At 68.7% G+C, this 26015-nt stretch carries 25 protein-coding genes and 1 pseudogene; 16 read left to right on the top strand and 10 right to left on the bottom strand.

Annotated elements, in window-relative coordinates; genetic code table 11:
* Nucleotides 1-323 (top strand): annotated as a pseudogene (locus ACWGID_RS15150) (ATP-binding protein); the annotation flags it as partial.
* A 58-nt stretch (nt 324-381) separates the two neighbouring features.
* Nucleotides 382-1299 (top strand): NADP-dependent oxidoreductase, encoded by a 918-nt coding sequence (locus ACWGID_RS15155; RefSeq protein WP_452197063.1) that lies wholly within the window; start codon nt 382-384, stop codon nt 1297-1299.
* Between the two features lie 118 nt (nt 1300-1417).
* Here ACWGID_RS15155 and ACWGID_RS15160 read toward each other — a convergent pair whose 3' ends face one another.
* Genes ACWGID_RS15160 through ACWGID_RS15180 form a run of 5 tightly spaced genes read right to left on the bottom strand, consistent with a single transcriptional unit; the run spans nt 1418 to nt 6643 of the window.
* A complete protein-coding gene (locus tag ACWGID_RS15160) occupies nt 1418-2329 on the bottom strand; it encodes a phytanoyl-CoA dioxygenase family protein (protein ID WP_452197064.1) in 912 nt (303 codons plus the stop codon).
* Nucleotides 2326-3600 carry an ABC transporter substrate-binding protein gene (locus ACWGID_RS15165; protein WP_452197065.1) on the bottom strand — a complete coding sequence of 425 codons (1275 nt, stop codon included), beginning with the start codon at nt 3598-3600 and terminating at the stop codon, nt 2326-2328. The genes ACWGID_RS15160 and ACWGID_RS15165 overlap by 4 nt, the downstream gene beginning before the upstream one ends.
* 13 nt (nt 3601-3613) lie before the next feature.
* Nucleotides 3614-4423: a carbohydrate ABC transporter permease gene (locus ACWGID_RS15170; RefSeq protein WP_452197066.1), complete on the bottom strand. Its 810-nt coding sequence runs from the start codon at nt 4421-4423 to the stop codon at nt 3614-3616.
* Nucleotides 4420-5334, bottom strand: a complete 915-nt coding sequence (locus ACWGID_RS15175; RefSeq protein ID WP_452197067.1) for a carbohydrate ABC transporter permease — start codon at nt 5332-5334, stop codon at nt 4420-4422. The genes ACWGID_RS15170 and ACWGID_RS15175 overlap by 4 nt, the downstream gene beginning before the upstream one ends.
* Entirely contained in the window at nt 5327-6643 is a 1317-nt protein-coding gene (locus tag ACWGID_RS15180; RefSeq protein WP_452197068.1) for a glycoside hydrolase family 36 protein, read from the bottom strand. The genes ACWGID_RS15175 and ACWGID_RS15180 overlap by 8 nt, the downstream gene beginning before the upstream one ends.
* Nucleotides 6644-6731: 88 nt before the next feature.
* Here ACWGID_RS15180 and ACWGID_RS15185 point away from each other — a divergent pair, with 88 nt between their 5' ends.
* Nucleotides 6732-7649, top strand: coding sequence for a helix-turn-helix domain-containing protein (locus tag ACWGID_RS15185; protein ID WP_452197069.1), 918 nt, complete (start codon nt 6732-6734; stop codon nt 7647-7649).
* On the opposite strand, the gene ACWGID_RS15190 is transcribed toward ACWGID_RS15185, so the two are convergent.
* Nucleotides 7621-9780: a discoidin domain-containing protein gene (locus ACWGID_RS15190; RefSeq protein ID WP_452197070.1), complete on the bottom strand. Its 2160-nt coding sequence runs from the start codon at nt 9778-9780 to the stop codon at nt 7621-7623. The genes ACWGID_RS15185 and ACWGID_RS15190 overlap by 29 nt on opposite strands.
* Nucleotides 9781-9883: 103 nt before the next feature.
* A complete protein-coding gene (locus ACWGID_RS15195; RefSeq protein ID WP_452197071.1) occupies nt 9884-10333 on the bottom strand; it encodes a hypothetical protein in 450 nt (149 codons plus the stop codon).
* Between the two features lie 133 nt (nt 10334-10466).
* Here ACWGID_RS15195 and ACWGID_RS15200 point away from each other — a divergent pair, with 133 nt between their 5' ends.
* A complete protein-coding gene (locus ACWGID_RS15200; RefSeq protein WP_452197072.1) occupies nt 10467-10883 on the top strand; it encodes an SRPBCC family protein in 417 nt (138 codons plus the stop codon).
* A gap of 56 nt (nt 10884-10939) precedes the next feature.
* Here ACWGID_RS15200 and ACWGID_RS15205 read toward each other — a convergent pair whose 3' ends face one another.
* Nucleotides 10940-11887, bottom strand: coding sequence for a type IV toxin-antitoxin system AbiEi family antitoxin domain-containing protein (locus tag ACWGID_RS15205; RefSeq protein WP_452197073.1), 948 nt, complete (start codon nt 11885-11887; stop codon nt 10940-10942).
* A 151-nt stretch (nt 11888-12038) separates the two neighbouring features.
* Here ACWGID_RS15205 and ACWGID_RS15210 point away from each other — a divergent pair, with 151 nt between their 5' ends.
* The 9 genes from ACWGID_RS15210 to ACWGID_RS15250 all read left to right on the top strand — a co-directional run bounded on the left by ACWGID_RS15210 (nt 12039) and on the right by ACWGID_RS15250 (nt 20916).
* On the top strand, nt 12039-12953 hold the full coding sequence (locus tag ACWGID_RS15210) for a TatD family hydrolase (RefSeq protein WP_452197074.1): 915 nt from the start codon (nt 12039-12041) through the stop codon (nt 12951-12953).
* Nucleotides 12954-12978: 25 nt separating this feature from the next.
* On the top strand, nt 12979-13398 hold the full coding sequence (locus ACWGID_RS15215; RefSeq protein WP_452197075.1) for a hypothetical protein: 420 nt from the start codon (nt 12979-12981) through the stop codon (nt 13396-13398).
* Nucleotides 13395-14444 (top strand): hypothetical protein, encoded by a 1050-nt coding sequence (locus ACWGID_RS15220; protein ID WP_452197076.1) that lies wholly within the window; start codon nt 13395-13397, stop codon nt 14442-14444. Before ACWGID_RS15215 ends, ACWGID_RS15220 begins: the two co-directional genes overlap by 4 nt.
* Nucleotides 14445-14536: 92 nt before the next feature.
* Nucleotides 14537-14845 (top strand): hypothetical protein, encoded by a 309-nt coding sequence (locus ACWGID_RS15225; RefSeq protein ID WP_452197077.1) that lies wholly within the window; start codon nt 14537-14539, stop codon nt 14843-14845.
* Between the two features lie 21 nt (nt 14846-14866).
* Nucleotides 14867-15481 carry a nitroreductase family protein gene (locus ACWGID_RS15230; protein ID WP_452197078.1) on the top strand — a complete coding sequence of 205 codons (615 nt, stop codon included), beginning with the start codon at nt 14867-14869 and terminating at the stop codon, nt 15479-15481.
* A gap of 216 nt (nt 15482-15697) precedes the next feature.
* Nucleotides 15698-16834, top strand: coding sequence for a transglycosylase family protein (locus ACWGID_RS15235; protein ID WP_452197079.1), 1137 nt, complete (start codon nt 15698-15700; stop codon nt 16832-16834).
* A 270-nt stretch (nt 16835-17104) separates the two neighbouring features.
* Nucleotides 17105-17926 (top strand): 16S rRNA (adenine(1518)-N(6)/adenine(1519)-N(6))-dimethyltransferase RsmA, encoded by an 822-nt coding sequence (gene rsmA, locus ACWGID_RS15240; RefSeq protein ID WP_452197080.1) that lies wholly within the window; start codon nt 17105-17107, stop codon nt 17924-17926.
* A gap of 18 nt (nt 17927-17944) precedes the next feature.
* Complete coding sequence (locus tag ACWGID_RS15245; RefSeq protein ID WP_452197081.1) at nt 17945-18877, top strand: 4-(cytidine 5'-diphospho)-2-C-methyl-D-erythritol kinase; 933 nt, start codon at nt 17945-17947, stop codon at nt 18875-18877.
* 146 nt (nt 18878-19023) lie between these two features.
* Complete coding sequence (locus ACWGID_RS15250) at nt 19024-20916, top strand: GTP-binding protein (RefSeq protein WP_452197082.1); 1893 nt, start codon at nt 19024-19026, stop codon at nt 20914-20916.
* Between the two features lie 110 nt (nt 20917-21026).
* Here ACWGID_RS15250 and ACWGID_RS15255 read toward each other — a convergent pair whose 3' ends face one another.
* Nucleotides 21027-21875, bottom strand: a complete 849-nt coding sequence (locus ACWGID_RS15255) for a fructosamine kinase family protein (RefSeq protein WP_452197083.1) — start codon at nt 21873-21875, stop codon at nt 21027-21029.
* A 49-nt stretch (nt 21876-21924) separates the two neighbouring features.
* Here ACWGID_RS15255 and ACWGID_RS15260 point away from each other — a divergent pair, with 49 nt between their 5' ends.
* On the top strand, nt 21925-23745 hold the full coding sequence (locus ACWGID_RS15260; RefSeq protein WP_452197084.1) for an ABC-F family ATP-binding cassette domain-containing protein: 1821 nt from the start codon (nt 21925-21927) through the stop codon (nt 23743-23745).
* Nucleotides 23746-24182: 437 nt separating this feature from the next.
* On the opposite strand, the gene ACWGID_RS15265 is transcribed toward ACWGID_RS15260, so the two are convergent.
* Complete coding sequence (locus ACWGID_RS15265) at nt 24183-24698, bottom strand: MarR family winged helix-turn-helix transcriptional regulator (RefSeq protein WP_452197085.1); 516 nt, start codon at nt 24696-24698, stop codon at nt 24183-24185.
* A gap of 77 nt (nt 24699-24775) precedes the next feature.
* Between ACWGID_RS15265 and ACWGID_RS15270 the strand changes: the two genes are divergently transcribed.
* Together ACWGID_RS15270 and ACWGID_RS15275 are read left to right on the top strand one after the other, a co-directional pair.
* On the top strand, nt 24776-25561 hold the full coding sequence (locus ACWGID_RS15270; protein ID WP_452197086.1) for a methyltransferase domain-containing protein: 786 nt from the start codon (nt 24776-24778) through the stop codon (nt 25559-25561).
* Between the two features lie 2 nt (nt 25562-25563).
* Entirely contained in the window at nt 25564-25911 is a 348-nt protein-coding gene (locus ACWGID_RS15275) for a VOC family protein (RefSeq protein WP_452197087.1), read from the top strand.
* The last annotated feature ends 104 nt before the right edge of the window (nt 25912-26015 follow it).

Here is a 26015-nt window from a genome sequence, read left to right on the forward strand (position 1 = left end):
AATCGCTGGCCAGTTTACCGCCGAACAAACAGTGGCCGCCAGCATCTGTCGTTGGCGGCTACTGGCCCCGCACCAACGTTGTCGAGATCGCCGGGGTCGGCGCCGACCATGGTCCGGTGGCGAAGGAACTGCTGTTCCTGGGGTCGATCAAGTGGCTGGAGAAGAGTCGTTTCGACGATCATGATCTCGTTGCCTTGCAGCGGCACCGCTCTCGGCTGACCGACGACCCGGTTCCGCTGGTGGCTGTGTCGCGAAGTGGTGTCACGGCGACGGGTCTTGATGCCGTCTACGGGCCGGCCGAGTTGCTGGCCGCCTGGGAATAGCAGGACGCCCGGCAGTCTTGTTTTGTAGCAACAACCAGTTTTGTGGAGGCGGTTTTCGATGCGTGCGGTCGTGTTCGAGGAGTTTGGTGGGCCTGAGGTTCTGAAGGTGCAGGATCGGCCGGAGCCGCACGCCGGGCCTGGGCAGGTGCGGATCACGGTGCATGCGGCCGGGGTGAACCCGTTCGACTTCAAGGTCCGGCGTGGCTGGACCAGGGATTTCGTGGACCCGGTGCTGCCCGCGATCCCGGGGTTCGAGGTGGCCGGTGTGGTGGACGAGGCCGGTGACGGCGCCGAGTTCGCGGTCGGTGACGAGGTGGTCGGCTGGTCCGAGGGCGGTGCGTACGCCGAGTTGGCGCTCGGCGGCAACGTCGCGCGCAAGCCCGCGGGCCTGAGCTGGGAGCAGGCGGTCAGCCTCCCGGTAGCCGGCGAAACCGCGCAGCGGGTGCTCGATCTGCTCGGGGTGAAGTCGGGCGAGACGATCCTGATCCACGGCGCGGCCGGGGCGGTCGGTTCGATCGCGGTCCAGTTGGCGGCGGCCGCGGGTCTGACCGTGATCGGTACGGCGTCGGCCGCGAACCACGACTACCTGCGGTCGATCGGCGCGGTGCCGGTCGAGTACGGCGACGGTCTGGTCGAGCGGGTCCGCGCGGCGGCTCCGCAGGGGATCGACGCGGCGTTCGACACCGCGGGCAAGGGCGGTCTGCCGGAGTCGATCGAGCTGATCGGTGGGCCGGAGCGGATCGTCACGATCGCGGACTACGCGGCGGCCGGCCCGCTCGGCGTACAGGTGTCCGGCGGAGGCGGTTCGCGGGAGCAGATCCGGGCCCGCCTGGACGCCCAGCTGCAGGCGGCAGCGGACGGCAAGCTCACGACCCGGATCGCGCAGACGTTCCCGCTCGCGGACGCGGACGCGGCTCAGGAACTGAGCGAGTCCGGCCACGCCCGCGGCAAGATCATCGTGCTGCCCCAGCAATGACGCACGCGTAGGCGGACCTGCACCACTCACCAACCTCGCGCCGACGACGGTCCGGCGCCGCAGCCAAGCGTGCGCCGGGCAGCAGCCGGCTGGTTGGTGAGTGGTGCAGGTCCGGATCTCACACGTAGGCGAAGCGCGACGGCGGGGTTGGTACGTCGTCCACGCGCGGATCCCACCGATCCACGAAGTTCACCCCGGCCGGGATCTCGACGCAGTCCGTCGAGGTCCAGCCGCGGGTGAGCGTCGGGAAGTCGGGCACCTCCGGGTGATAGTGCGGTTTGCCCGTGCCAAGCAGGTCCCGCGCCATCGGCGCACTCAGCGCCTGGTACCGGAAGTCAGCCGACAGCCGCAGCCGCTTCGTGAGGTTCGGCATCGCGCCGTGCACGGTGAGACTGCTGAACAGCAGCACATCGCCCGGCTCGTACGACGTCGTACGCCACTCCGGATGGTTCTCGTCGGCCTCGGCCCGCATCATCCCCGGCCCGTCGGACGCCTTCACCGGGAGTACGCCGAGCTTCGGGGACCCGGAGAACACTCGCAGCCCACCGATCTCCGGCGGCGCAGCGCTCAGCGGCAGCCAGGTGGTGAGTGTGTCGATGGAGCCCTGGATGAACCGGTAGTCCTGATGGATCGGGGTCGGGTTCGCGCCCGGGGACGGCGGCGCGATCCGGCAGATGTGCGCCGGATGCGCGAACGTCTCCTCACCCAGCAACCGGCTCGTCAGCGACAGCAGCTCCGGCCGCACCGCCAGCCGATGAAACGCCTCGGTGCTCTGGATCGCCGTATAGGCCCCGAAGAACCCGGCCGACCCTTCCTCGACGGCCCGCCCCGACGCGACCAGCTCCCGAGGATCCGCGTCCCGCGCCAGCCAGTCGCTGTCGTACAGGATCCGGGCCAACTGCTCGTGGACGTCGCCCACCACATCGTTCGGCAGCAGCCCGCGGAAGAACAAGTGCCCGTCCGCGGCCAGCCGCTCCCGCAGCACAGCCGCATCCGAGACCGCGCCGTACGAGTCGGTCAGTTCTTTCACTTGTCGTTTCCGATCTTGTCCATGGACTTGGCGATGTCGGAGACCGGGACCTTGTTCAGGTACAGGTCGTTGACGGCCTTGTTGATCTCGGGGGACTTGGCGGTCCAGCCTTCGGCGATCGGGAGGTTGACGGTACTGCCGGCGGCCGACTCGATGAAGGGCTGGACGTCGATGCCCTTCTTCTTCCAGAACGCCTGGTAGCCGGCGCCGGCGTCGTTCAGCGCCGGGATGATGTAGCCGGCGTCGCCCATCAGCCGCTGCGCCTTCTCGGAGCCGAGGAACTGGACCAGCTTGCCGGCCTCGTCGGGGTGCTTGGTCTTGGCGAACATCGCCTCGGCGAGCCCGTTGATCACCACGGTGCGGCCGGACGGGCCGGCCGGCATCGCCACCACGCCGATCGGGAACTTCACCTCCGGCAGCGCGAACGGCAGCAGCGCGTTGTTGGCCGGGAACATCGCGACCTCACCGCGGTAGAACATCTCGGTCGCCTGCCCGGTCGGCGGGTTGGTCCGGGTGCCGTCCGGCGAGACCTTCCACTTGAAGACCAGGTCGCGGGCGAACTGCAGGGCCTCGACCGACTTGTCTCCTGCGAAGTCGAAGGTGCCGTACGGCTTGTCCATCGCGTGACCGCCGTTCGAGGCGATCCAGTTCAGCCACTGGGTCTGGCTGTGGTTCCAGGAGCAGAAGCCCCACTGTTTGCTGCCGACGGTCAGCTTGCGCGCCACCTCGAGGAAGCTGCCCGAGCCGTCCGGAGCCCAGGTGAGCTCCTTCGGCATCGTGATCCCGGCCTTCTCGACCAGGGTCTTGTTGTAGAGCAGGCCGACGATGCCCATGTCCTTCGGCATCCCGAGCTGCTTGTCCTCGAACTTGTACGACTGCACGACGTTCGGGTGGTACGAGTCGAGCTTCAGCCCGGCCTTCGAGATCAGGTCGTCGAGCGGCGCGAGCACGCCCTTGCTGGCGAAGTCCGGGAAGTAGTCGACGGTCAGCCAGAACACGTCCGGCGCCTTGCCGCTCGCGAGTTCGGTGGTGAGCTTGGTCCAGTACTGGTCCCAGGGCAGCACCTCCATCCGGACGGTGATGTCCGGGTTCTCCTTGGTGAACTCCGCGAAGACCGTCTTGTACCCGACCTCCTGCTGCTCGTCCCAGAGGCGGTAGACGAGCTCGACCTTGCCTCCGCTACTGCTCGCCTTGTCGTTCGACGAACCGCAACCGGCCAGCGCGAGCACGCTCCCGGCGCCGATCAGAAATGTCCTCCTGGACAAAGACATGAGTGCCTCCGTACTACTTGAGCCCGGTAACGGCGACCGAGCGGACGATGAAGCGCTGGAACACGATGAACAGCACGAGCAGCGGCGCCACCGCGATCAGGCTGCCGGCCATCACGGCGTTGTAATCGACGCCGATCTCCCCCTTGAACAAGGCGATCCCGACCGAGAGCAGCCGTTTGTCCTCGCTGCTGGTGATGATCAGCGGCCAGAGGAAGCTGTTCCAGTTCGCCACCACGGCGAGCGTGGTGACGGTGACCAGGATCGGTTTCGACAACGGCAGGATGATCGAAACCAGCGTCCGGACCCGCCCGGCGCCGTCGATCCGGGCCGCGTCCTCGAGATCCGCAGGGATGCCGCGGAAGAACTGCCGGAGCAGGAAGATCGCGTACGGCGTCCCGAGCATCGTCGGCAGCATCAGACCGGCCCAGGTGTCGACCAGGCCGAGCTTCTGCATCATCAGGTACAGCGGGATCATCGTGACCACCGGCGGCACCATCAGTGTCGACAAATACACCCAGAACAAGGCGTCCCGGCCGGGGAACGTCAACCGCGCGAACGCGTACGCCGCCAGCACCGCGAACACCACCTGACCGAGCGTGATCCCGGCCGTCACCAGCGCGGTGTTCATCAGGTAGCCGCCGAACCCGGAGGCGAACAGCCGGTGGAACGCGGCCGTGCTGGGCGGCAGTCCCGGCTCCCACGGCATCGTCTCCGACAGTTGCCCGGGGCCCTTGAACGCGGTGAGCACGGTCAGGAAGTACGGGAAGATCGACAACACACAGCCGACCACCAGGACGGCGTACGGGACGATGCGCAGCCTCATGTGGACACCTCGTAGGTCGTACGGCGTTCGAAGTAGACGAACTGCGTGATGGTCGCGATCAGCACCACGGCGAACAGCAGCACCGAGATCGTCGACGCGTAGCCGAAGTCGAACTTCTTGAACGCCTCGTCGTAGATCAGGTACGTCGCGACCTCGGTGCTGTCACCCGGTCCGCCCTCGGTCATCACGAAGATCGTGTCGAAGGCCTGGAACGAGCCGATCACGTTGGTGATCAGCACGAACAGCATGGTCGGCCGCAGCAGCGGGAGCGTGATGGTGAAGAAGTGCGCGACCGGTGACGCGCCGTCCAGGGATGACGCCTCGCGGAGTGACGCCGGGATGTTCTGCAGGCCGGCCAGGAAGAACAGCATGTTGTACCCGGCGAACTGCCAGATGTGTACCGCTGCGACGCTCGGCATCGCAAGGAACGGCGAGGACAACCAGGCCGGCCCGTCGATCCCGAACAGCCCGAGGAACTGGTTCAGGGCGCCGCGGCCCGGGTCGAAGATCCAGCTCCAGACGAGTCCGAGCGCGACCGGGGTCGCCATCCACGGGATCACCAGCAGTGCCCGGAAGTACTTCATCCCGCGCAGCTTCCGGTCCACCAGCACGGCCAGGAGCAGCGAGAGGATCGTCGTACCGGGGACGCAGATCACCACGTAGTACAGGGTGACCAGGAGCGAGTGCCAGACGTCGGAGTCGGCGAAGAGCTTGCGGTAGTTGGCGAACCCAATGAACTCGGGCGTCGACAGCAGCTTCCAGTCGAAGAGGCTGACCACCAATACGATCACGACCGGCGCGAGCAGGAACCCGAGGACGCCGACCAGGCTGGGTGCCAGCAGTGCGTACGCGGCGGCCGTCTGCCGCCCTCGACCGATCCGTCGGGTACGGCGCGGCGCGGGCCTAAGCATCGGGATCCTTCAGCGGGTGCGGCCGCGGCGAGCTCGGGATCAGCAGCTCGCGGGTCCGGTCGATGCCCCACCGGTCGAGTGCGCTGATCGGATCGCTCGACATCCGCAGGCCGGGACCCGCCTCGATGTGCCGCGCCCAGAGCTCGCGCTCCTGGATCTCGGGCCGCACGATCAGGCAGTCGGAGTCGTTGGCCCACCAGCGGCCGTGCAGGAACTCGCGCGCCACCGAGGTCGACCGGGCTCCGCGCTGACCGGGCTGGCTGATGTCGCCGGACGGTGGTTCGACCAACGGGTCGGTGTCGGGCGAGATCCGCATGCAGTCGACGAGCCCCAGGCTCGGCAGGATCGGCGCGCCACAGCCGTGCAGGATCCGGTTCGGTCCGACCGCATCCCGCAGCAGCCGCATCCCGAGCCGGTACGCCGCGATGCCGTCGATCTGCTCGTGCCGCGGTCCTTCGATCGCACCGGCGTACACGAAGTCGAGTTTGAAGTGGTCGTAGCCCTGGCGGCAGAGCTCGGTGAACACGTCCTGGATGTGGCGTGCGGCGCCCGGGTGGGTGACATCCAGGACCAGTTGCTCTTCGCCCCAGTTGGTGCCGGCGCTGATCCCGGGGACCAGCCATTCGGGGTGCAGGCGCGCCGTTTCGCTGCCGGCCGCGACCAGGAACGGTGCGACCCAGATCCCCGCGCGGCGGCCACCGGTGCGGATGTCGGCGGCCAGCCGGACGGTGGATCCGAAGTCGTCGCGCGGTGTCAGCCAGTCGCCGATCGCGGACTGGTACCCCTCGTCGAGCAGCACCAGGTCGACGCTCAGGTCGTGCTGGTCGAACTGCCGGACGTCGGTCATCACGTCGCGTTCGGTGACCTTGCCCCAGTACGCGTACCAGCTGCACCACGACGGCCCGAAGACCCGGACGGCCGGCGCGCCGGCGGCGAAGGTCTCGGCCCAGTCGGCGAGTGCCTGGTTCGGGTTGGCCTGGGTGCTCGTGGTCACCTGGACGTCGCCGTCGGCGGTGATCACCAGCTTGTCGCCGTGGACCTCGGCGCGGATCGACGGTACGACGTCGGGCGTGAGCGCGGCGACCACGACGACATCGCTGCCGTTGGCAACCGCGAGCAGACCCTCGCCCTGGAACCGGCCGGCGTCGACGCCCGGGCGGTAGGCCATCACGTGATGGTTGGGGGCGGTCGGCCGGGGTGGACGCGCGTCGAGCCGGTACCAGCCGCTCGGGCTCCAGGACTGCCAGCCGTGCTCGAAGACCACCGTGTTCGCATCGTGGTCGAGCTCGGCGACTGGGCGGAAGGGCACAGAATCCTCGATTCGGTGGAGGTTCAGGGGAGGTGCAGGATCTTGCTGCTGTGCCGCTAATCTTGAGGCGCCCATAAGGAGATCCACCATGACGGAGCCTGCTGACTTCGAGCACGATCTTGCTACCCAGGTGCTCATCGAGCTGTACAGCGAGATCCCGCCGCCGAGCAAGCTGGTCACCGGCCACTTCCACAGCGGCGGTGACTACCGGGTCGTCCGGCCGGACGGCGTCGGCAGCTGGTACCTGCTCTACACCGCATCCGGGACGGGCCGGTACGTGCTGGGTGAGAACAAGTTGATGCTGCGCCATGGGGACGTCGTACTGGTCAGCCCCGGTACGCCGCACGACTACGGGACCGTGGGCACCTACTGGGAGTCCTGGTGGGCGCACTTCCAGCCGCGGCGCGAGTGGCACTCGTGGCTGTCGTTGCCGCAGGCAATGCCCGGGCTGTCGTACGTGCGGCTGACCAGGTCGTCGGAGACCGATCGCGTGGTGTCCGCGTTCGACCGCATGCACCGCGACGCGCAGCGGGCCGGGCTCTCGCCGACCGGCGACACCGAGCTGCACCTGTTGGAGAAGAGCGTCGCCACTGAGCTGACGATGAACGGTATCGAGGAGGTGCTGCTGACCGCGGTCGCCAGCCTCCGCCGCGAGACGCAGCACCTCGACGCGCGCGTCCATCTGGTGCTCGAGGCAATCACCGCCGACCCGGCCCGCCCGCACACGCTGACCTCACTGGCCGGCCTCGCGCAGGTCTCGGTCTCGCGCCTCGCGCATCTGTTCAAGGAACAGGTCGGCGACTCGATCATGAACGTCGTCCTCGCGCTCCGGCTGCAGCGCGCGGCCGAGTTGCTCGGCGCCACCGACATGTCCGTCGCGCAGATCGCCGCGGCGGTCGGTTTCGACTCGCCGCACTACCTGAGCCGGCAGTTCGGCCGCCGGTACGGGATGTCCCCGACGGCCCACCGCAACGCGGTCAGGAAGCCGGAGCTAGAGCTATATTGAGCTCCGTCGCCGCCGCGTAGTCCGCACCGCCCGCGAGCCCGACGAGCCGCACGTAGCGGGCCGTCGTACCGGCGGGGAACCTGGCGATCTTCGCGTCGATACTGCCGTCCCACGAGCCCTTCGTGACCGAGGTGAACGTGACGCCGTCGGTGCTCGTCTGGACGTCGTACGACGAGATCCGCCCGTTCGGTACGTCGGCGTCCTGGCGTGGCGTGTAGACGAGTGCCTCGATCGCGCGCGCGGTCTTCAGGTCGAGCGTGATGTACTGCGGCAGCGGTGCGTGCGGGCTCCAGTTCGAGTGCCACATGGTCGCGCAGTTGCCGTCGATCGCGGCCGCCGCGCCGTACGCCGCCCCGCCCTGGCTGGTCGCGGTCGCCGTCATCTCGTTGCGTGGCAGCAGGTTCAGCGGCCCGAACGGTCCGTCCGACGGCGGCGGGGTCCCGGGGATCGCGGTCACCCGGCCGAGCGCCGGCGCCTTCAGTGACGGATGCGTCCGCAGGTAGTTGAGGAAGACCTCCTGACCCATCCGCGGCGCCCGGGCGAGATCCGTGTACTGCTGGAACCCCGGATAGCCGTACTGCGTTCCGTGCAAGGGCATCGCGGCGCTTGTCGTCACGCGATACGTCTTGTCGAGCTGCAGTGGTTTGCCGTCGATCAGCACCTTGGCGGGATCGACGCGGTCGCCGACCGGTCTGCCCAGGTCGTAGGTGTAGCGGAAGTTCGCGGAGGTCGCGAGCGACGACAGCCTGCTGCAGCCGTACGCCGGCGGGATCCACTGCTGCTCGAGCACGGCCTCGACCGTCGAGCCCTTCATCGACAACGTGGTGATCGGCGAGATCCCGGCGACCGGCCACGCTGCGCCGTACGTGACCGTTCCGGCCTTCAGCCCGGCCGCGATCACGTCGACACCGAGGTCCGCCGGAACCAGCGCGAAGTCACCTTCCGCTTCGGTCTTGTAGAGGTCGGCGACCAGGTTGCCGGTGCGGCTCTCCGCCGTCGGCGTGAAGTCGAGGTCACGGTCGAGCTTGGCGAGTGGCTCCTTCTGCCGCGCCGTCCATTTGTCCATCCAGTACTTCACGATCTTCTGGATCCCGGCGTCCGGCGTCACGTCCTTGGTCACCGCGTGGTTGCTGGCCGTTGTCGCGGCGCGGTCCACCTCACCGGTCGTCGGGTCGAGCGACAGGTTCACCTCGCCGAGCACCCGTCCGTGGTTGCTCGCCTCCAGGACCGGCCGCGGTACGCCGTTCGGGTCCGGGATCATGCAGTTGAACGCGGTGTGCCAGTGGCCGCCGAGGATCACGTCGATATCGGGTGACAGCGTTCGGGCCGCGTCGAAGATCGGACCGGTCGGGTTCTTGCACTCGTCGTACAACCCGCCCTGCTGACCGCCCTCGTGCATGCTGACCACGATCGCGTTCACGCCCTGGGCCTTCAGTTCGGCCGCCGCTCGGTTCGCGGCTTCGACGACACCCTGGAACTCGAAGCCGGAGCCCTTGATCGACAACGTCTCGGTCGGCGTCCCCGGGAAGCCCAGCCCGATGAACCCGATCCGCTGCGATCCGGCCTTCGCGATCCAGTACGGCGGGAGCACCGGCTGCTTGCTCTTCGGGTCCACGATGTTGGCGGTGTGGTACGCGTAGTCGGTGCCGTGGAAGTTGCGGCCGGTGGAGTCCTTGAAACAGCTGTCGAAACCCGGCTTGCCGTAGCAGGCGCCGGTGGTCATCCGGCGCAGGAACGGGAACTCCCGGTCGAACTCGTGGTTACCGGCGACGTCGAAGTCCATCCCGAACGCGTTCAGCACTTCGATCGTCGGCTCGTTCGCGAACGCCTGCGTGTAGTCCGGCCAGCCGCTGAACTGGTCGCCCGAGCCGATCAGGAAGCTGTTCGGCTTCCCGGCCCGGAGCTTGTCCAGATGCGCCTTCAGGTACGCCGCGCCGCCGACCTGCTGGGTCCCCGAAGGGCCCGCGATCGTGAGGTTCTCGGTCTCGGAGAGGTAGCCGTGCAAGTCGGTCAGGCTGAGGATCTGCACCGGGATCGGTGCCGGCGCGGCGGTCGCAGGTGGCAGCGCGGTGGATCCCACCACCAGGCCGAGAAGGGCGAGCGCTGCGCTGATCCGGGACTTCCTGGGCATCGGTGTGCTCCTGTCGGTCGGGCGGAACCGAGACGCTACTGGCCGATCAGCACGCGGGGACATGCCCCGGCGTGCTGACTTCCTGCACGATCCGGCTGACTGGTCAGAGGTACGAGATCGCCCCGGGCGGCCCGGAGAGCCAGTGCGACGGCAGGAACATCCGGGACTGGTTCCGGCACGGCCCCTGACAGACCGGGCAGCTCGCGGCGCCACAGCTGAAGACCGCCCAGACGCCGTACGGCTCGGGCTGTTCGCGGAACTTCTCCGCCATCCTGCCCTTGCAGTGCAGACACCGAGGACCAGCCTCCACGGCCTGCACCGGCTGCGGTACGTCGGGTTTGCCGAAGGGCCGGCGTACCGCGCGCCAGATGCCGCGCAGGATGCGGATCGGTAGCGGTCCGACCACCAACCGGATCGGCGGCCCGACCGGCCGTTCGACGGCGGGGTGGATGACGGCCTGGCCGCGATACGCGGCCGGCGAGCGACGCGGCCGGATGGGTTTCGCGGCCGGTTTGACTGCAGGTTTGTGTGGGCGGCGCTTGTTCGCGTACATGGTTCCCCCCAAAGCCCGCGCGCCGAGCTGTGCTGCTTCCAGGATCTGTCGGAGAACCAAATCCGGCCGCTGACGCATTTCTACAAGCGCATGAGTGAGGGGAACCGTACGGTCAGGGGAGAGAGGAGTCACGATGACTGGGTTTGTTGCTACTGCTGAGACCGATATCGCGGCGTCGCCCGCACGGGTGTGGGAGGTGCTGACCAGCCCGGAGCAGCTGAAGGAACTGTGGTTCGGGGCCGTGGTCGAGACCGATTGGCAGGTGGGCAGCCCGATCACCTGGACCGGCGAATGGGAGGGCAAGCCGTACCAGGACAAGGGTGAGATCCTCGCCGTCGAGCCGGGGCGGTTGCTGCGCCTGACCCATTTCAGCCCGCTCACCGGGCAACCCGACGTACCGGAGAACTACCACACCCTGACCTACACCCTCACCGGCAACACCCACCTCGAGCTCGCCCAGGACAACAACGCGAGCGAAGACGAAGCCAAGCACTCGCAAGGCATGTGGGAAACGCTGGTAGCCAAGGTCAAAGAGGCCGCCGAAGCCTGAGTAGCCGGTTGTTCAACCGCTGCCGTGATTCAGCACGCCAGCGGTCGAACAACCCGCTATCGAACGGCCTGGGAGCGAGCAACAGCCCGACGGATCCGCTGCAGAACGCCCGCGGGGTGATCGAGGTCGGGCCAGCCCACCCGGACGACCTGGTAGCCGAGGTCGCGCAGCCGGTCCTCCCGATCCTTCTCCGCGATCAGCGCGCTCGGGTTCCCCTCGCGGTACTTGAGAGCTCCGTCGAACTCGATGATCACCCCGAACTGCGCGAGCAAGAAGTCGACCCGGGCCACGAACCGGCCGTGGCTGTCACGGATCTCGGCCTGCAGCACCGGCGCCGGGACGCCCAGATCCGCCAGCAACACCCGAAGCCGCGACTCGCCGACCGACTCGGCCCGCCCGTCGCCGAACCCGACCGCCCGCGCGGCCGTCCCGATCCCTGTCCGGCCCGCGAAGAGGGCCAGCGCATCTGACAACTCCTGGGCCGTACTGATCCGCAATCGCAGCGCCTGATCCACCACCGAGACCGCGACCGGATAGCCGATCCCCCGCACGGTCTCCACGACAGCCCGCGCGGCGAGAGTCGTCTGTACGCCGTCGATCTCGGCCACCGTGTCGACCGGTGGGCTGGCCGCGTGTTGACACACCGACCCACCGGACCGCCCGGCTCCCCGCCTTCTGGTCACATGCACTCGCCGCAGCTCAAGCTCCGACACCCGTACGCCGTGCAGCAGCAACGCGGACTGATGGCTCACAACGACGCGACCGCCCAGTCGGTGGTAGACCGCCCTGGCAGTACGCACGTGGAACCATGCTGCTTGCTCCCAGGTTGGCATCGCCGCGACTGCGGATCCCGGATCGGCGTACGCCCCGCGGGTGAGTCGCACCCACCGCCCTGAAGCGACCCGCCCGCGAAGGTCGGCATCGGAGTACCCGGCCTCGATCGCGTCGCGCCGCGAGAACCACCCACCCCGCCGGGCAGCAACAACCTCCAGTCTCGTGTTCATGCCCAAGAACATGCCGCGTTCGCTGACCCCGGAGCGCGCGACTTTCAGGGCTGTGGATATCGGTGACCGGCGGGTTGTTCGGGCTCTGGCGTGCTGCAACCTGGCAGTGCAGCAACAACCCGCCAGCGGGGCTGTCAGTACTGTGAGCCCTATGGGTTCTGAAGGTGTGCAGGTGGGGCGGCCGACCCGGGAGCGGGCTGCGGTGGGGGAGGACGGGCGGTCGCGGGATCGGAGACGGCCGGCGGTGCCGGATCCGTTGCCGATGAGTGTGGTCGACGCGCACTGCCACCTCGACATCGCCGACGGCGAGGACGGTGCCTGGCTGAGCCCGGCCGAGGCGATCAAGCTGGCGGCGTCGGTCGGCGTGACCAGGATCGTCCAGGTCGGGTGTGACCTGCCGGGCGCGGTCTGGGCGGTCGAGGCGGCCGCGCAGTACCCGAACCTGATCGCCGGCGTCGCCCTGCACCCGAACGAGGCGCCGAAGCTGAAGGAGGCCGGCGAGCTGGACAGTGCGCTGGCCGAGATCGAGCGGCTGGCGTCCGGCTCGGACAAGGTCCGGGTGATCGGTGAGACCGGGCTCGACTACTTCCGCACCGGCGCGGACGGGCAGGCCGCGCAGCACGAGTCGTTCGCCGCGCACATCGAGCTGGCGAAGCGGCTGGACAAGACGCTGATGATCCACGACCGGGACGCGCACGAGGACATCCTCCGGATCCTCGACCGCGAGGGCGTCCCGGACCGCCTCGTCATGCACTGCTTCTCCGGCGACACCGAGTTCGCCCGCGAGTGCGTGAACCGTGGCGCGTACCTGAGCTTCGCCGGCGTCGTCACCTTCAAGAACGCCCAGTCGCTACGGAACGCACTGGCCGTCACCCCGCTCGACCGCATCCTGGTCGAGACCGACGCGCCGTACCTGACGCCGTCGCCGTACCGCGGCAAACCGAACGCGTCGTACCTGATCCCGCACACCGTCCGCAAGATGGCCGACGTCCTCAACATCTCGGTCCCCGAACTCTGCGAAGCCCTCAACAACAACGCAAACAACGCCTTCGGCGGCCCCTGGTAATCACCGCAGCCGATAACCTGAGCCGGTGGATTTCGACACGGTAGACGCTCAGGTCATCGCGCTGGCCGAATCGTTGCGCGAGGCCGACGAGGCCACCGTGGCTGCCGAGGTCGCGCGCCTGAAGGCGTTGGCGGAACAGATCGACGACGAGCGTTCCCGCCGGCTGGCCCTGATCAGGGCGCAGAAGCTCCCCGAGTTGATCAGTGGGCCGAAGGCGGGTACCAGCCCGGAGTACTGGCGCGCGGCGAGCCTCGTCACGCAGGTCGTCAACGACAGCGGCTCGCCGGCCGATCAGATCGCTCATGCCGAACGCGCGATCCGGGAGATCGGCACGTTGGCGCGGCAGGCCCCGCGACGCGAGTTCCGCACGATCCTGCGGATGAACTCGACCCTCAAGCGCCTGATCGAGCGCCGCCGAGCCGAACGCCCGGACAGCGGATCGTGACCGGCCCTGTCAGGATTTCCCCGGAATCCTGGGAGTACAGGCTGGTCGCCGCAGTCGTCACCGTCGTCGATCAGCGCGTCGGTGGTACGGCGACCGCGCCCCGCACCCGCTGGAACGGGCAAGTACTCGTGGACACCGATCCGGACTTCCTCGGTGCAGCGGATGACGACGGCAACATGTGGGTGTCGATCGACAACATTCTCGAACCGTTGCGCAAGGCAAGGGATCTCGATCGGCCACTCACCGGCGGCGAGGTCCTCGAGGTTCGCGACGCGATGGCGACGCTGACCCACGAAGCCGTGCACCTCTTGGCGGAGTCCGGCGACGAGTCGGCACCGGACGCCCACCCGTTCGACGCCGCGGCCGAGGCAGACAACGAGGGCCGCACCGAGCATTGGACCCTCGTCAATCTCGACGGTGTCATCCACGACGTCTTCCCGTACGCCGGGCTGGAAGCGGTGGAAGCCGAGGTACTGGCCGAAACGAGTATCGACGCCTATCCCGCCTATACCCCCGCCGCCCGCGACCTCGATCAGGCGCTGGCCGAGCGGAGTGGATTGACGAGTGCCGAGGTCACCCAGAAGTTGATCCTTGCCGACGACGTCCAGCGCTGGAACGTCGCGGTCGACCTGGTGATCGACGAACGTCTCGTCAAGCCAGGCCTGATGCCCGAAGCCCATCGGGCCGAGGTGCGGAAGCAGTTGATCGCCCCGCTGCACGCGGCGCTGTCCGGACTCGAAGCGGTCGAGGACGACGAGTCGCTCGGGGACGACGTGAAGGCCGCTGCAGCCACTGCGGCTGCCCGCACGGCGGTTGCCGGGCTGGACACGGAACTCAACCAGATCGAGGGCAAGTACCAAGCCCAGCAGAACCAGTCTCCAGAGCTCGCGCGTCTGCGGGGGTTGACCGATGCTCAGGCGCCGGCAGCGGGCGCGACCAAGCGGTCGCCAGCTGGCACCGATCACGCGCCGTCCGAGCAGGGCAACGAAGGCCGGCCACGGGGGCAACGGACCGACCGGCCGCAGTCGCCTGAACGCTCGTCGTGAACTTTTCGGCGGGCGTTGCAGTCGGCTGCGGGGGAGGCGCAGGCTGAGGGTGCCGGCGCTGATCTCGGCGCCGGCTCTCGATGGGAGGGGTCATGAGTGTTCTGATGACGTTGCGCATCAGTGGGGATCCGACGGCGGTGGAGAAGCTGGCGGCTGACGACGGGGCGATGTTCCGTGACGTGGTGGCCGACGCGACCAGCCGGGGGCTGATCTCGCATCACTTCTACGGCAGCGAGCGTGAGGTTCTGGTGGTCGACGAGTGGCCGGACGAGGCGTCGTTCGAGGCGTTCTTCGAGCACTCCGGGCCGCAGATCCAGCGGATCATGACGGCGGCCGGCGTGAAGGGCGAGCCGAAGGCCGAGTACTGGCGTCACCTGCAGGTCGGCGACGACGTCGGGTGAGCCTGCTGGTAGACACACCGCATGGAGTTCAGTGAGGTCGTACGGCGTCGGCGGATGGTGCGGAACTACGACTCGGACCGCCCGGTGCCCGACGAGGTCCGGGAACGCATCCTGGAGAACGGTCTGCGGGCCCCGTCGGGCGGTTTCAGCCAGGGCTGGGCGTTCCTGACCCTCGAGGGCGCGGAACGGGACCGGTACTGGGGAATCGCGGCCGAGGATCCGGACGAGAAGTATGTTGAATGGATCACAGGCCTGCGCCGCGCGCCCTTGCTGATTCTGGCCTTCGCGCACAAGGACGCGTACCTCGATCGGTACACCGAACCGGACAAGGGCTGGACCGATCGCGACGAGGGTCGCTGGACCGCGCCGTACTGGTATGTCGACACCGGCATGGCGGTCCTGCTGATGCTCCAGACAGTCGTCGACGAAGGCCTAGGAGCCTGTTTTTTCGGGCCTCCTGCGGATAAAGCAGGTCGGTTGCTCAAGGAGTTCGGCGTACCTGAGGGGTTCGATCTGGTCGGGGTGCTGTCGGTCGGTCACCGGGCCCCGGACAAGCGGTCGCCGTCGCTGAGAAGGGGCCGCCGGACGACCGCCGAAGTGGTGCATCGGGGGCAGTGGGGCCATCACGCCGAGTAAGGACGCCGTTACACCTTTTCACGACTCGCCGACCAGGGGATTGGCACTTCCGCTACTTCTTCGTTATGGTCCCGTGATGTTGGCCGGGATCGGGGAAGATCCCGGGCAGCACGCCCCTCGGCGTTGACCCCTCACTCCAGGCAGCCAACCTGGCGCGCGCGGCCGATGCCTGTGCTGTCCGACCCCGTGCCCGGGTAGCCCTACCTGGGAGCGTTAGTGCGTAAGTCCATCATCGCGGCCGTCGGTGCGACGGCTGCGTTCGCCGTCGCGGGCGGCTCTGTGGCATATGCCGTGAAGAGCAAGACGGTCAGCGTCTCCGTCGACGGCCAGGTGCGGAAGGTGCATACCTTCGGCTCCACCGTGGCAGACGCTTTGAAGGCCGAGAAAGTTCAGACCGGCGACCATGACCTGGTCGCGCCGGCTCCGGACTCCAAGCTCAAGGACGGCCAGGAGATCTCGGTCCAGTACGGCCGACAGTTGACCGTGAACGCCGACGGCGCCAAGAAGGCGTACTGGACCACGGCAGCCAGCGTGAACGAGGCGCTTGCCGACCTCGGTCTGCGGTACGACGGGGCGCAGTTGTCCACCAGCCGGAGCGCGCCGCTCGGCCGGCAGGGTCTGGAGCTGACCGTCACCACGCCGAAGACGGTGCAGATCGTGCACCAGGGCAAGACCGTGACGATCAAGTCGCTGGCCGGCACCGTCGGTCAGGCCCTCACGCAGGCGAAGATCGCGTGGGACGCCGACGACCGGATCACCCCGGCCGCCGCCACCCCGCTGAAACTGGGCGTGAACAAGGTCGGCTTCGTGCAGGTCCTGCAGAAGACCGTCACCAAGAACGAGGCGATCGCGCACGGCACCGACAAGACCGAGTCGGCGACCCTGCTCGAGGGCACCACGAAGACCACCACCAAGGGCACCGACGGCGCGAAGGCCGTCACGTACCTGTACACCTTCCTGGACGGCAAGCTGTCGACCACCAAGGTTGTCGGGTCGAAGCTGGTGACCAAGGCGGTCGACGAGGAGGTGCTGGTCGGCACCAAGCCGAAGCCGACGACGCCGACCACGACGACCACCGGGACGACCGACACCACCCCGACGCCGAGCGGTGGCAGCGGCGCGTGGGACCGGATCGCCGCGTGTGAGTCCGGCGGTAACTGGGCCGCGAACACCGGCAACGGGTACTACGGCGGTCTGCAGTTCGACCACGGCACCTGGGCGGCGTACGGCGGTACGGCGTACGCGAGCAACGCCAACGGTGCGTCGAAGGCGCAGCAGATCTCGATCGCGGAGAAGGTCAAGGCCGACCGCGGTGGCTACGGCGCGTGGCCCGTCTGTGGCAAGAAGGCCTAGTGACAGACTGACGAGGTGACCTCGTCTGATTCATCCACTTCCGGGGGGGGGGGGGGGGGGAGGGGGGGGGGCTGGGGGGGGGGGGGGGGGTAGTGGGGCGGGGGTGGGCGGGCCCCCCCGCCGCGGGCGAGTCGTCTCTCGGGCCCGCGGCCGGAGCGCGCGCGCGGCGTGGGCCGGATCGAGCCAGACCCCCACACCCCACTCCCGCCGGGATTCCTCTGAATAAAAACAACCCCCCCCCCCCCCCCCATACGCCCCCCCCCCCCGGAAGTGCGTTCACTGGCCGCTGCTCTCGGGGTCCGCCCGACCAAGCAGCGTGGGCAGAACTTCGTCATCGACCCGAACACGGTCCGCCGGATCGTCCGGGCCGCCGAGCTGACGGCCGGTGAGACGGTGCTGGAGATCGGGCCCGGCCTCGGCTCGCTGACGCTGGCGCTGCTCGCGGAGGGGCACCGGGTCACCGCGGTCGAGATCGACCCGCTGCTCGCGCAGGCGCTGCCGTCGACGATCGCGACGTACGCGCCGGAGCAGGCGAAGGACCTGACGGTCGTCGAGGCCGACGCGATGGACGTGGGCCCGGCCGAGATCGGCGAACCGACCGCCTGCGTCGCCAACCTGCCCTACAACGTCGCCGTACCGGTCCTGCTGCACCTGCTCGAGGTGTCGGACTCGCTACGGCACGGACTCGTGATGGTGCAGTCCGAGGTCGCGGACCGGCTCGCCGCCCCGCCGGGGTCGCGCACGTACGGCGTACCGTCCGCGAAGGCCGCCTGGTACGCCGACGTACGGCGGGCCGGCCCGATCGGGCGGAACGTGTTCTGGCCGGCACCGAATGTGGACTCCGGCCTGGTCGCCTTCGAGCGCCGGGACCCACCGGCGACGCCGGCCGCGCGCGAGGAGGTGTTCGCGGTGATCGAGGCGGCGTTCTCGCAGCGCCGGAAAACGATCCGTTCCGCGCTGGCCCGCTGGATGCCGGACCGGGAGCGGCTCGACGAGGTACTCCGCGCGACGGGCATCGACCCCCGGTTACGGGGCGAAATGCTCGGGATCACAGAGTTCGCCGCGCTCGCAGGTGCAGCAAGGACTGTATAAGGCACTAGCCTGTGCGACGTGCCACCTTCTGTTGAGGTCACGGTGCGGGCGCCGGCCAAGATCAATCTCGGTCTGTCGGTCGGCCCGCCGCGCCCGGACGGGTTCCACCCCGTCGCCACGGTGTACCAGGCCGTTGCCCTGTACGACGACGTCACCGCCGCGGTGCGGGACGACGACGGCGAGGTCTCGGTCGAGATCGTGGGGGACTTCGCGGACGACGTACCGACCGACGAGACCAATCTCGCGGTGCGGGCGGCCCGGCTGCTGCAGGCGGAGTACGACGTCGACGAGGGTGTCGACCTGACGATCCGGAAAACCATTCCGGTGGCCGGCGGGATGGCCGGCGGCTCGACCGACGCCGCGGCGACCCTGGTGGCCTGCAACCGGCTGTGGGGGCTGCAGCTGACCCAGACCGAGCTGCAGCATCACGCGGGGGAGCTCGGCAGCGACGTACCGTTCTGCCTGGTCGGCCACACCGCGCTCGGGCAGAACCGGGGCGAGCAGGTCACCGAGGTGATGTCCCGCGGGACCTTCCACTGGGTGTTCGCGATCGCCGACGGCGGCCTGTCGACGCCGGAGGTGTACGGCGAGCTCGACCGGCTGCGGCCGCTGCGCCGCGTGGAGCCGCCGCAGGTTCGTCCGGAACTGATGTCCGCGTTGCTGTCCGGGCAGCCGGGCGCGCTCGCGGTTGCGCTCAGCAACGACCTGCAGGCCGCGGCGTTGTCGTTGCGCCCGGAGCTGTCCGACACGCTGCAGTTCGGCCTCGACCAGGGCGCGCTGGCCGCGCAGATCTCCGGGTCCGGCCCGACGTGCCTGTTCCTGGCCGCCGACAGCCGCAGCGCGGTGGACCTGGCGGTGGAGCTCGCGGAGTCCGGCCTCTGCCGGATGGTGCGGCAGGCGGAGGGTCCCGTCCCCGGCGCCCGGATCCTGCCGGCGATCGTCAGCCGCTAGAAACCGCTCGTCCCCGTCGCCGTCCGGTGCTAGCGTCGAACAAGCCCTAGCCAAGAGACAGGAGACCGGGATGCGCCGCGAATCGATCTACCTCATCGGTACTGATCGCTTCGACGCATTCGCGAGGACTCTTGAACTCTCTGACGATGGGCATTGTGGCGCATGTCGACGCCGGTAAGACCAGCCTGACCGAGCGGCTGCTGTACGCCGCCGGCGTCATCGACCGGGTCGGCCGGGTCGACGACGGAAGCACCCAGACCGACTCGATGGATCTCGAGCGGAAGCGCGGCATCACGATCCGTTCCGCCGTGGTCGCCTTCGCGCTCGGCGACCTGCCGGTCAACCTGATCGACACGCCCGGACACTCGGACTTCATCGCCGAGGTCGAGCGAGCACTGTCCGTACTGGACGGGGCGGTGCTGGTGCTGTCGGCCGTCGAGGGCGTGCAGCCGCAGACCCGGCTGCTGATGCGGACCCTCGACCGGCTGCGGATCCCGACGCTGCTGTTCGTGAACAAGATCGACCGGGTCGGCGCCCGGTACGACGACCTGCTCGCCGACATCCGGCGGTTGCTGACACCGGCCGCCGTACCGATGGGGACCGTGACGGACCTGGGGCAGCGGTCCGCGCGGTACGCGCCGCAGCCGTTGCGCAACCAGGTGCTCGGCGAGCTGCTTGCCGAACGCAACGACGACTTCCTGGAGCGGTACCTCGAAGATGCCGATGCCGATCCCGCGGAGGAACTCGCGCGGCAGGTCGCGGCGGCGTCGGTACACCCGGTGTACTTCGGTTCGGCGATGACCGGAACCGGCGTACCGGAGCTGATCGAGGGCATCCGAACCTGGTTGCCGCGAGCAACCGGATCGCCGGCGGACGAACTGCGGGCGCGGGTGTTCAAGGTCGAGCGCGGTGCCGCGGGGCAGAAGATCGCGTCGGCGCGGATCGTCACCGGCTCGCTGCCGGCCCGGACGCCGGTTCCGGTGCAGCCGGTCGACGGAACGGAGTACCTGATCCGGCCGACCGGGATCGAGGTGTTCTCGGACGGCGGCCGGCAGTCGGTCGACCGAGCCGAGGCGGGACAGATCGTCGCGCTGCGCGGGCTGAAGAGCATCCGGATCGGGGATCAGCTCGGCGTTCGCACCGAACGGGTCGGGCAGCTGTTCGCGCCGCCGACCCTGGAGACCGTCGTGAGCGCACGGGATCGGGTGAAGCTGTTCCAAGGGCTGACCCAGCTCGCCGAGCAGGACCCGCTGATCCGGGTCCGCAAGGCCGATGAGATCACCGTGAGCCTGTACGGCGAGGTGCAGAAGGAGGTGATCGCCTCGCTGCTCGCGACCGAGTACGGCGTCGACGTCACCTTCAGCGAGACGACACCGATCCATGTCGAGCGGCTGGACGGAACGGGGTCGGCGATGCGGGACATGGGTGAGCCGGGGAACCTCTGGCCGGCCGGCGTCGGCTTCCGGGTGTCGCCGGTTGCCGAGGGCATCGAATACGAGCTGGAGGTCGAACTCGGTGGGCTGCCGCGCGCCTTCCACACCGCGATCGAGGAGACGGTCCGCCAGACGCTGCACCAAGGCCTGTACGGCTGGGAGATCCCGAACATCCACGTCGCGCTGACGCACACGGCGTACTCCAGCGTCGCCACCGTCGCGGCGGACTTCCGCCGCCTCGTCCCGCTGATCCTGACGCAGGCGATTCACCAGGCCGGTACGACGGTCCTCGAGCCGGTGAACCACTTCGAGCTGGACGTCCCGTCCGACACCGTCTCGCGGATCATGGCGCACGTGGCCGAGAACCGCGGCGTCGTCCTGGAGACCACGCTCACCCCGACCCAGGCACATCTCGAAGGCACCGTCCCGGCCGCCACCACGCACGGCTTCGAGTCCCACCTCCCGCCGCTCACGCGGGGCGAAGGCCTGCTCGCGACCAGCTTCCACAGCTACACGCCCGTCGCCGGACCGCCGCCGACCCGGGCCCGCACGGACGGCAACCCACTCAACGAGAAGCAGTACCTCCTGCACCTCAACCGGGCGTAGGGAGCGGACGTGCACCACTCACCAACCCAGGTCGTCGGGCGCGCTCCCCGCGTGGGAGCGGCCGGCGAGGGCGGCGCAGCCCGGGTTGGTGAGTGGTGGCGGTCCGCTCGCTAGTCGAAGCTCTCGAGGATGGTGTGGATTTCCTCGACCGTTTCGGTGACGCCGGGAGTGTGGGCGGTGATGGAGAGGAGCTCTCGCAGGTGGAGGAGAGGGAGCCGGTCGCGCCAGCCGGACTCCAGCGGGTGGGCTTCCTCGTAGGCGGTGAAGAAGTCGTCGGACAGGTGGCCGTAGATGAGCAGGGTGGCGAGATCGGCCTCAGGCCAGCCGTAGTGGACGGCCGGGTCGATCATGCCGGGGTCGCCGGACGGCCCGGGGAGGAGGTTGCCGTGCCAGAGATCGCCGTGCACGAGGGACGGCGGCTGGGCCGGGACCAGATCGTGGAGGCGGCCGGCGATGCGTTCGAGACGACGGCGGTCCGCCTCGGGGAGCTGGTTGTGGCAGGTCGGGACCTCCAGAAAGCGCAGTAGGCGGTGCTCGGCGAAGAACGCGTGCCCGTCGGTCGTCCACGGGTTCCGCTGCAGCAGGGTCCCCAGGTAGTTGTCGTGGTGATACCCGAACTTGTCCGCGGTCTGCTGGTGCTGCACGGCCAAAGCCCGCCCTGCGTCCTCCCAGTACGTCGGTGACGCCGCCGACGTACCCAGGTCGGACAGCACGATGAACGTCGGTGTCACCCGCAGGACCTCGGGTACGACGAATCCGCCGGCCACCCGCAGCGCGTCGATGCCCTCCGCCTCCAATGCGTACAGGTCAGGCGGCAGGTCGTCCTGCGTCTTCACGACCACCGAGCGGCCCGCCGTCGTACGCACGCGAAAGGTCTTGCTCGCGTACCCACCTTCGAGCGGATCAGCCGAAACGGCATCGCCCAGAGACAGGCCGTCGAGCCAAGCAGTAGTCAGCACCTGGACGATCCTGGCACAGCTGTCGCGGTCGGCTACTCTTGGGCGCGTTATGGCGGCACCTAACTTGGTCAATCTGGAAGCTGTTTCGAAGGGCTTCGGGACCCGCACCCTGCTCGACTCCGTCTCCCTCGGCATAGGCCGTGGCGAGCGCGTCGGCGTGGTCGGGCGCAACGGCGACGGCAAGTCGACGCTCCTGCAGCTCCTGGCGCGCCGTGAGGAGCCCGACAGCGGCCGGATCACACACAACCGCGACCTGCGGCTCGGGTACCTCGGGCAGAGCGACGATCTCGACCCCGGGCAGACCGTGCTGCACGCGGTCCTCGGCGATGTCGAGACCTACACCTGGGCGGCGGATCCGCGAGCACGGTCGGTGATGGAGCACTTGCTCGGTGAGGTCGACCACCAGGCGCTGGTCGGCAGCTTGAGTGGTGGTGAGCGCCGGCGGGCGTCGCTGGCCCGGTTGCTGCTCACCGAGGTCGACCTGCTGATCCTCGACGAGCCCACCAACCACCTGGACATCGAGGCGGTCAGCTGGCTCGCGGACCACGTGGTCGACCGCGCCGGCGCACTGATCGTGGTCACCCACGACCGCTGGTTCCTGGACGCCGTCTGCACCGAGACCTGGGAGGTCCAGGGCGGCAGCGTCGCGTCGTACGACGGCGGGTACGCCGCGTACGTGCTCGCGAAGGCCGAACGGACCCGGAACGCGCAGGTCGTCGAGGGCAAACGGCAGAACCTCCTGAAGAAGGAGCTCGCCTGGCTGCGCCGTGGTGCACCGGCGCGCACCAGCAAGCCCAAGTTCCGCATCGACGCCGCGAACGCGCTGATCGAGAACGAGCCGCCGCCCCGCGACAAGCTCGCCCTGTCCCAGCTCGCGACCTCGCGGCTCGGCAAGGACGTGTTCGACGTCGAGGACGTCAGCTTCAGCTTCGGCGACCGGAAGATGCTCGACCACGTCACGTTCCGGCTCGGCCCGGCGGACCGGATCGGGCTGCTCGGCCCGAACGGCGCCGGCAAGACCACGTTCCTCAGGGTCCTCACCGGCCTGCTCGCCCCGGATCGCGGTGTGGTGAAGCAGGGCAAGACGGTCCGGATCGCCAACCTCTCGCAGACGCTGGAGGAGATCGACGGCAGCGTCACGGTCCTCGACCACATCACCGCGATCCGGCGTACGGCGGCCCTCGCGGGGCGGGGCGGTGAGCTGACCTCCTCGCAGCTGCTGGAGCGGTTCGGGTTCACCGGCGACAAGCTGACGACGCGGATCTCCGACCTGTCGGGTGGCGAGCGGCGGCGGTTGCAGCTGCTGCGGATCCTGCTCGATGAGCCGAACGTGCTGATCCTCGACGAGCCGACCAACGACCTGGACGTCGAGACGCTGACCGTGCTGGAGGATTTCCTCGACAGCTGGCCGGGTGTGGTCGTCACCGTGACCCATGACCGGTACTTCCTGGAGCGGGTCAGCGACATGGTTTACGCGATCATGGGTGATGGCCGGGTGCGGCATCTCCCGCGCGGTGTCGATCAGTATCTCGAGGAACTCGAGGCCGGAATTCCGCGGCGGGCGGCGTCAAATGTGTCGACACCGGCGGTCGAGATGTCCAGTGATTTGGCGGCGACCGGAAATGGTCAGGTCGTTGAGCGTCCGACCGCTGACGCGGCAGTGGCCCGGGCGGCGAAGAAAGAGCTGAACCGGATCGAGCGGCAGCTCAGCAAGCTCACCGAGACCGAGGCGAAACTGCACGACCAGCTGGCCGCCAGCGCGAGCGACTACGCGCGGCTGGCCGAGCTGGACGCCGAGCTCCGCAAGCTCGCCGACGAGCGCGGGGAGCTGGAGACCGCCTGGTTCGAGGCCGCGGAGCGCGCCGAGTAGGCAGCGGGTCTCGGCCTTGGGCCGGTCCGGAAATCATTGCTGTGCAGGAGCTGTGAGCAGCGGCGCACCCTCCGATCCCCTGTGATTCGGAGGGGTGCGCCGAGCTCGTGGGTGAGCGGGCCCCGTGCCGGCCGGCGTTGTTCGGGCCCCGAGCCCCGGACACCGTCGACCGCTTTCGGCGGACCACCTCTTGCCGCCGAAGTCACCATGTTCTGACGTTGTGTAGTCGATCTGGCACCGACGGTGATGACCCTAGTCCTGGCCCTCACCGGTGTCGATAGTCGTCGGCTACAACAGCCTCTCGATCTCGTTGCAACTAGCAACGATTGGGGCCCCGGTGAAGTGACGGGTCGTCTTTTCGGATTATTCCGACACAATTCCGGCGCGTTTGTCGACGCCGGCGAGGCTTTGTCTGCGGTGATAAACCGGTTTGTTTTCTAGTGCTTTTCCAGGTCGAACGGGCGCACGAGCTCGCGCAGTACCCGGGCGATCTTCTGCTGGTCGCGGTCGCTGAGGCCGCCGAGCAGGGTGCGCTCGTGGGTGAGCAGGTCGGCCATCGCGGCATCGACCTTGTCCCGGCCGGCGGTGGTCAGTTGCACCAGCACCCCGCGGCGGTCGCTCGGGTCAGGGAGGCGCTCGACCAGCCCGCGGGCGGTCAGTCGGTCGACCCGGTTCGTCATCGTGCCGGACGTGACCAGGGTTTCCTTGAGCAGCTTGCCGGGGGAGAGTTGGTACGGCGTACCCGCGCGGCGGAGGGCGGCGAGGACGTCGAACTCCCAGGACTCCAGGTCGTGCGCGTCGAACGCCTGACTGCGCGCGCGATCCAGGTGCCGCGCGAGCCTGCTGACCCGAGACAGCACCTCCATCGGCGCCACGTCGAGATCGGGGCGCTCGCGGCGCCAGGCCTCGATCAGCCGGTCGACCTCGTCCTCCATGGCTTCGAGAGTACTCATCAAGACTCTTGACATCAAGACAACTCCCGGAGGTAAAGTATCTCGACGTCAAGATAAATCCCGAGAGAGGTCAGCCGATGCGCACGTCACCCGTGTGGAGTCCCGAGCAGTACGGCACGTACGCCGACGAGCGCGCCCGCCCGTTCCGCGACCTGGTGGAGCGCGTCCGTGCGGACAGCGTGCGGAACGTCGTCGACCTGGGCTGCGGACCCGGCGCGCTCACCGCGACGCTCCGGCCGGTCTGGCCGGACGCGACGATCGTCGGGATCGACAGCTCGCCGCAGATGCTCGAGAAGGCGCAGGAGTACGCCGACGACCACCTGAGCTTCGAGCTCGGCGACGTCCGCGAATGGGCGCCCGAGCCGGGTTCGCTGGACGTGATCGTCACCAACGCGACGCTGCAGTGGGTCCCGGAACAGCTCGACCTGTTGCCCGGGTTCGTGCGCGCGCTGCGGCCGGGCGGCTGGCTGGCGATCCAGATCCCCGGCAACGGCAACGCGCCGTCGCACGCGATCCTGCGCGAACTCGCCGGCACCGCGCCATACGCCGAGTACGCGAAGGACGCGTCGCTGCGCCCCGACGTACCGGGGCCGGCGGAGTACGTCGATGCGCTGAGCGCCGAGGGCTGCGTGGTCGACGCGTGGGAGACGACGTACTTCCACCTGCTGTCGGGCGACAACGCCGTACTGGAATGGGTGAAGGGAACCGGGGCGCGACCGGTGCTGCAGTCGTTGCCCGATGACGTGCGGCCGCGGTTCGAGGCGGAGTACGGCGCTCGGCTCGCGGAGGCGTACCCGCAACGGGACTACGGGACGCTGCTGCCGTTCCGGCGGATCTTCGCAGTTGCCCAGAAGAAGGTGTGAGCATGCGGCTCGATCATGTGCAGGTGTCCTGCCCGCCGAGCGGCGAGGACGTGGCGCGGGCGTTCTACCGGGACGCGCTCGGGATGACCGAGGTGGAGAAGCCGGAGTTGCTGCAGGCGCGCGGCGGGTGCTGGTTCAAGGCTGGTGCGGCGGAGATTCACGTCGGTGTGGAGGAGGGGTTCACGCCCGCTAAGAAAGCTCATCCTGCCTTGGCTGTGGAGGATCTGGATGCGCTGGCGTCCCAGCTGGAGAGCCTCGGTTTCCCGGTGAAGTGGGACAACGAGACGATCCCGGGCCGCCGGCGGTTTCACACCGCCGACGGTCACGGGAATCGGATCGAGATCGTCTGAAGCGGGGGGGGGGGCCCCCCCCCCCCCCCCCCCCCCCCCGGGCGGGGGGCGGGGCTGTTGGTTGGGGGGGCGCGGGCCCGCGGCCGCGCGCCCGCCCCCCCCCG

This window comes from Kribbella sp. NPDC054772 (assembly GCF_053611945.1).

What these genes read in the sequence shown, in the direction of transcription:
- ACWGID_RS15155 (WP_452197063.1), top strand. Translation starts at nt 382, where the DNA reads ATGCGTGCGGTCGTGTTCGAGGAGTTTGGTGGGCCTGAGGTTCTGAAG.
- ACWGID_RS15165 (WP_452197065.1), bottom strand. Translation starts at nt 3,600, where the DNA reads ATGTCTTTGTCCAGGAGGACATTTCTGATCGGCGCCGGGAGCGTGCTC.
- ACWGID_RS15170 (WP_452197066.1), bottom strand. Translation starts at nt 4,423, where the DNA reads ATGAGGCTGCGCATCGTCCCGTACGCCGTCCTGGTGGTCGGCTGTGTG.
- ACWGID_RS15175 (WP_452197067.1), bottom strand. Translation starts at nt 5,334, where the DNA reads ATGCTTAGGCCCGCGCCGCGCCGTACCCGACGGATCGGTCGAGGGCGG.
- ACWGID_RS15185 (WP_452197069.1), top strand. Translation starts at nt 6,732, where the DNA reads ATGACGGAGCCTGCTGACTTCGAGCACGATCTTGCTACCCAGGTGCTC.
- ACWGID_RS15190 (WP_452197070.1), bottom strand. Translation starts at nt 9,780, where the DNA reads ATGCCCAGGAAGTCCCGGATCAGCGCAGCGCTCGCCCTTCTCGGCCTG.
- ACWGID_RS15195 (WP_452197071.1), bottom strand. Translation starts at nt 10,333, where the DNA reads ATGTACGCGAACAAGCGCCGCCCACACAAACCTGCAGTCAAACCGGCC.
- ACWGID_RS15200 (WP_452197072.1), top strand. Translation starts at nt 10,467, where the DNA reads ATGACTGGGTTTGTTGCTACTGCTGAGACCGATATCGCGGCGTCGCCC.
- ACWGID_RS15205 (WP_452197073.1), bottom strand. Translation starts at nt 11,887, where the DNA reads ATGAACACGAGACTGGAGGTTGTTGCTGCCCGGCGGGGTGGGTGGTTC.
- ACWGID_RS15210 (WP_452197074.1), top strand. Translation starts at nt 12,039, where the DNA reads ATGGGTTCTGAAGGTGTGCAGGTGGGGCGGCCGACCCGGGAGCGGGCT.
- ACWGID_RS15225 (WP_452197077.1), top strand. Translation starts at nt 14,537, where the DNA reads ATGAGTGTTCTGATGACGTTGCGCATCAGTGGGGATCCGACGGCGGTG.
- ACWGID_RS15230 (WP_452197078.1), top strand. Translation starts at nt 14,867, where the DNA reads ATGGAGTTCAGTGAGGTCGTACGGCGTCGGCGGATGGTGCGGAACTAC.
- ACWGID_RS15250 (WP_452197082.1), top strand. Translation starts at nt 19,024, where the DNA reads ATGGGCATTGTGGCGCATGTCGACGCCGGTAAGACCAGCCTGACCGAG.
- ACWGID_RS15260 (WP_452197084.1), top strand. Translation starts at nt 21,925, where the DNA reads ATGGCGGCACCTAACTTGGTCAATCTGGAAGCTGTTTCGAAGGGCTTC.
- ACWGID_RS15265 (WP_452197085.1), bottom strand. Translation starts at nt 24,698, where the DNA reads ATGAGTACTCTCGAAGCCATGGAGGACGAGGTCGACCGGCTGATCGAG.
- ACWGID_RS15270 (WP_452197086.1), top strand. Translation starts at nt 24,776, where the DNA reads ATGCGCACGTCACCCGTGTGGAGTCCCGAGCAGTACGGCACGTACGCC.
- ACWGID_RS15275 (WP_452197087.1), top strand. Translation starts at nt 25,564, where the DNA reads ATGCGGCTCGATCATGTGCAGGTGTCCTGCCCGCCGAGCGGCGAGGAC.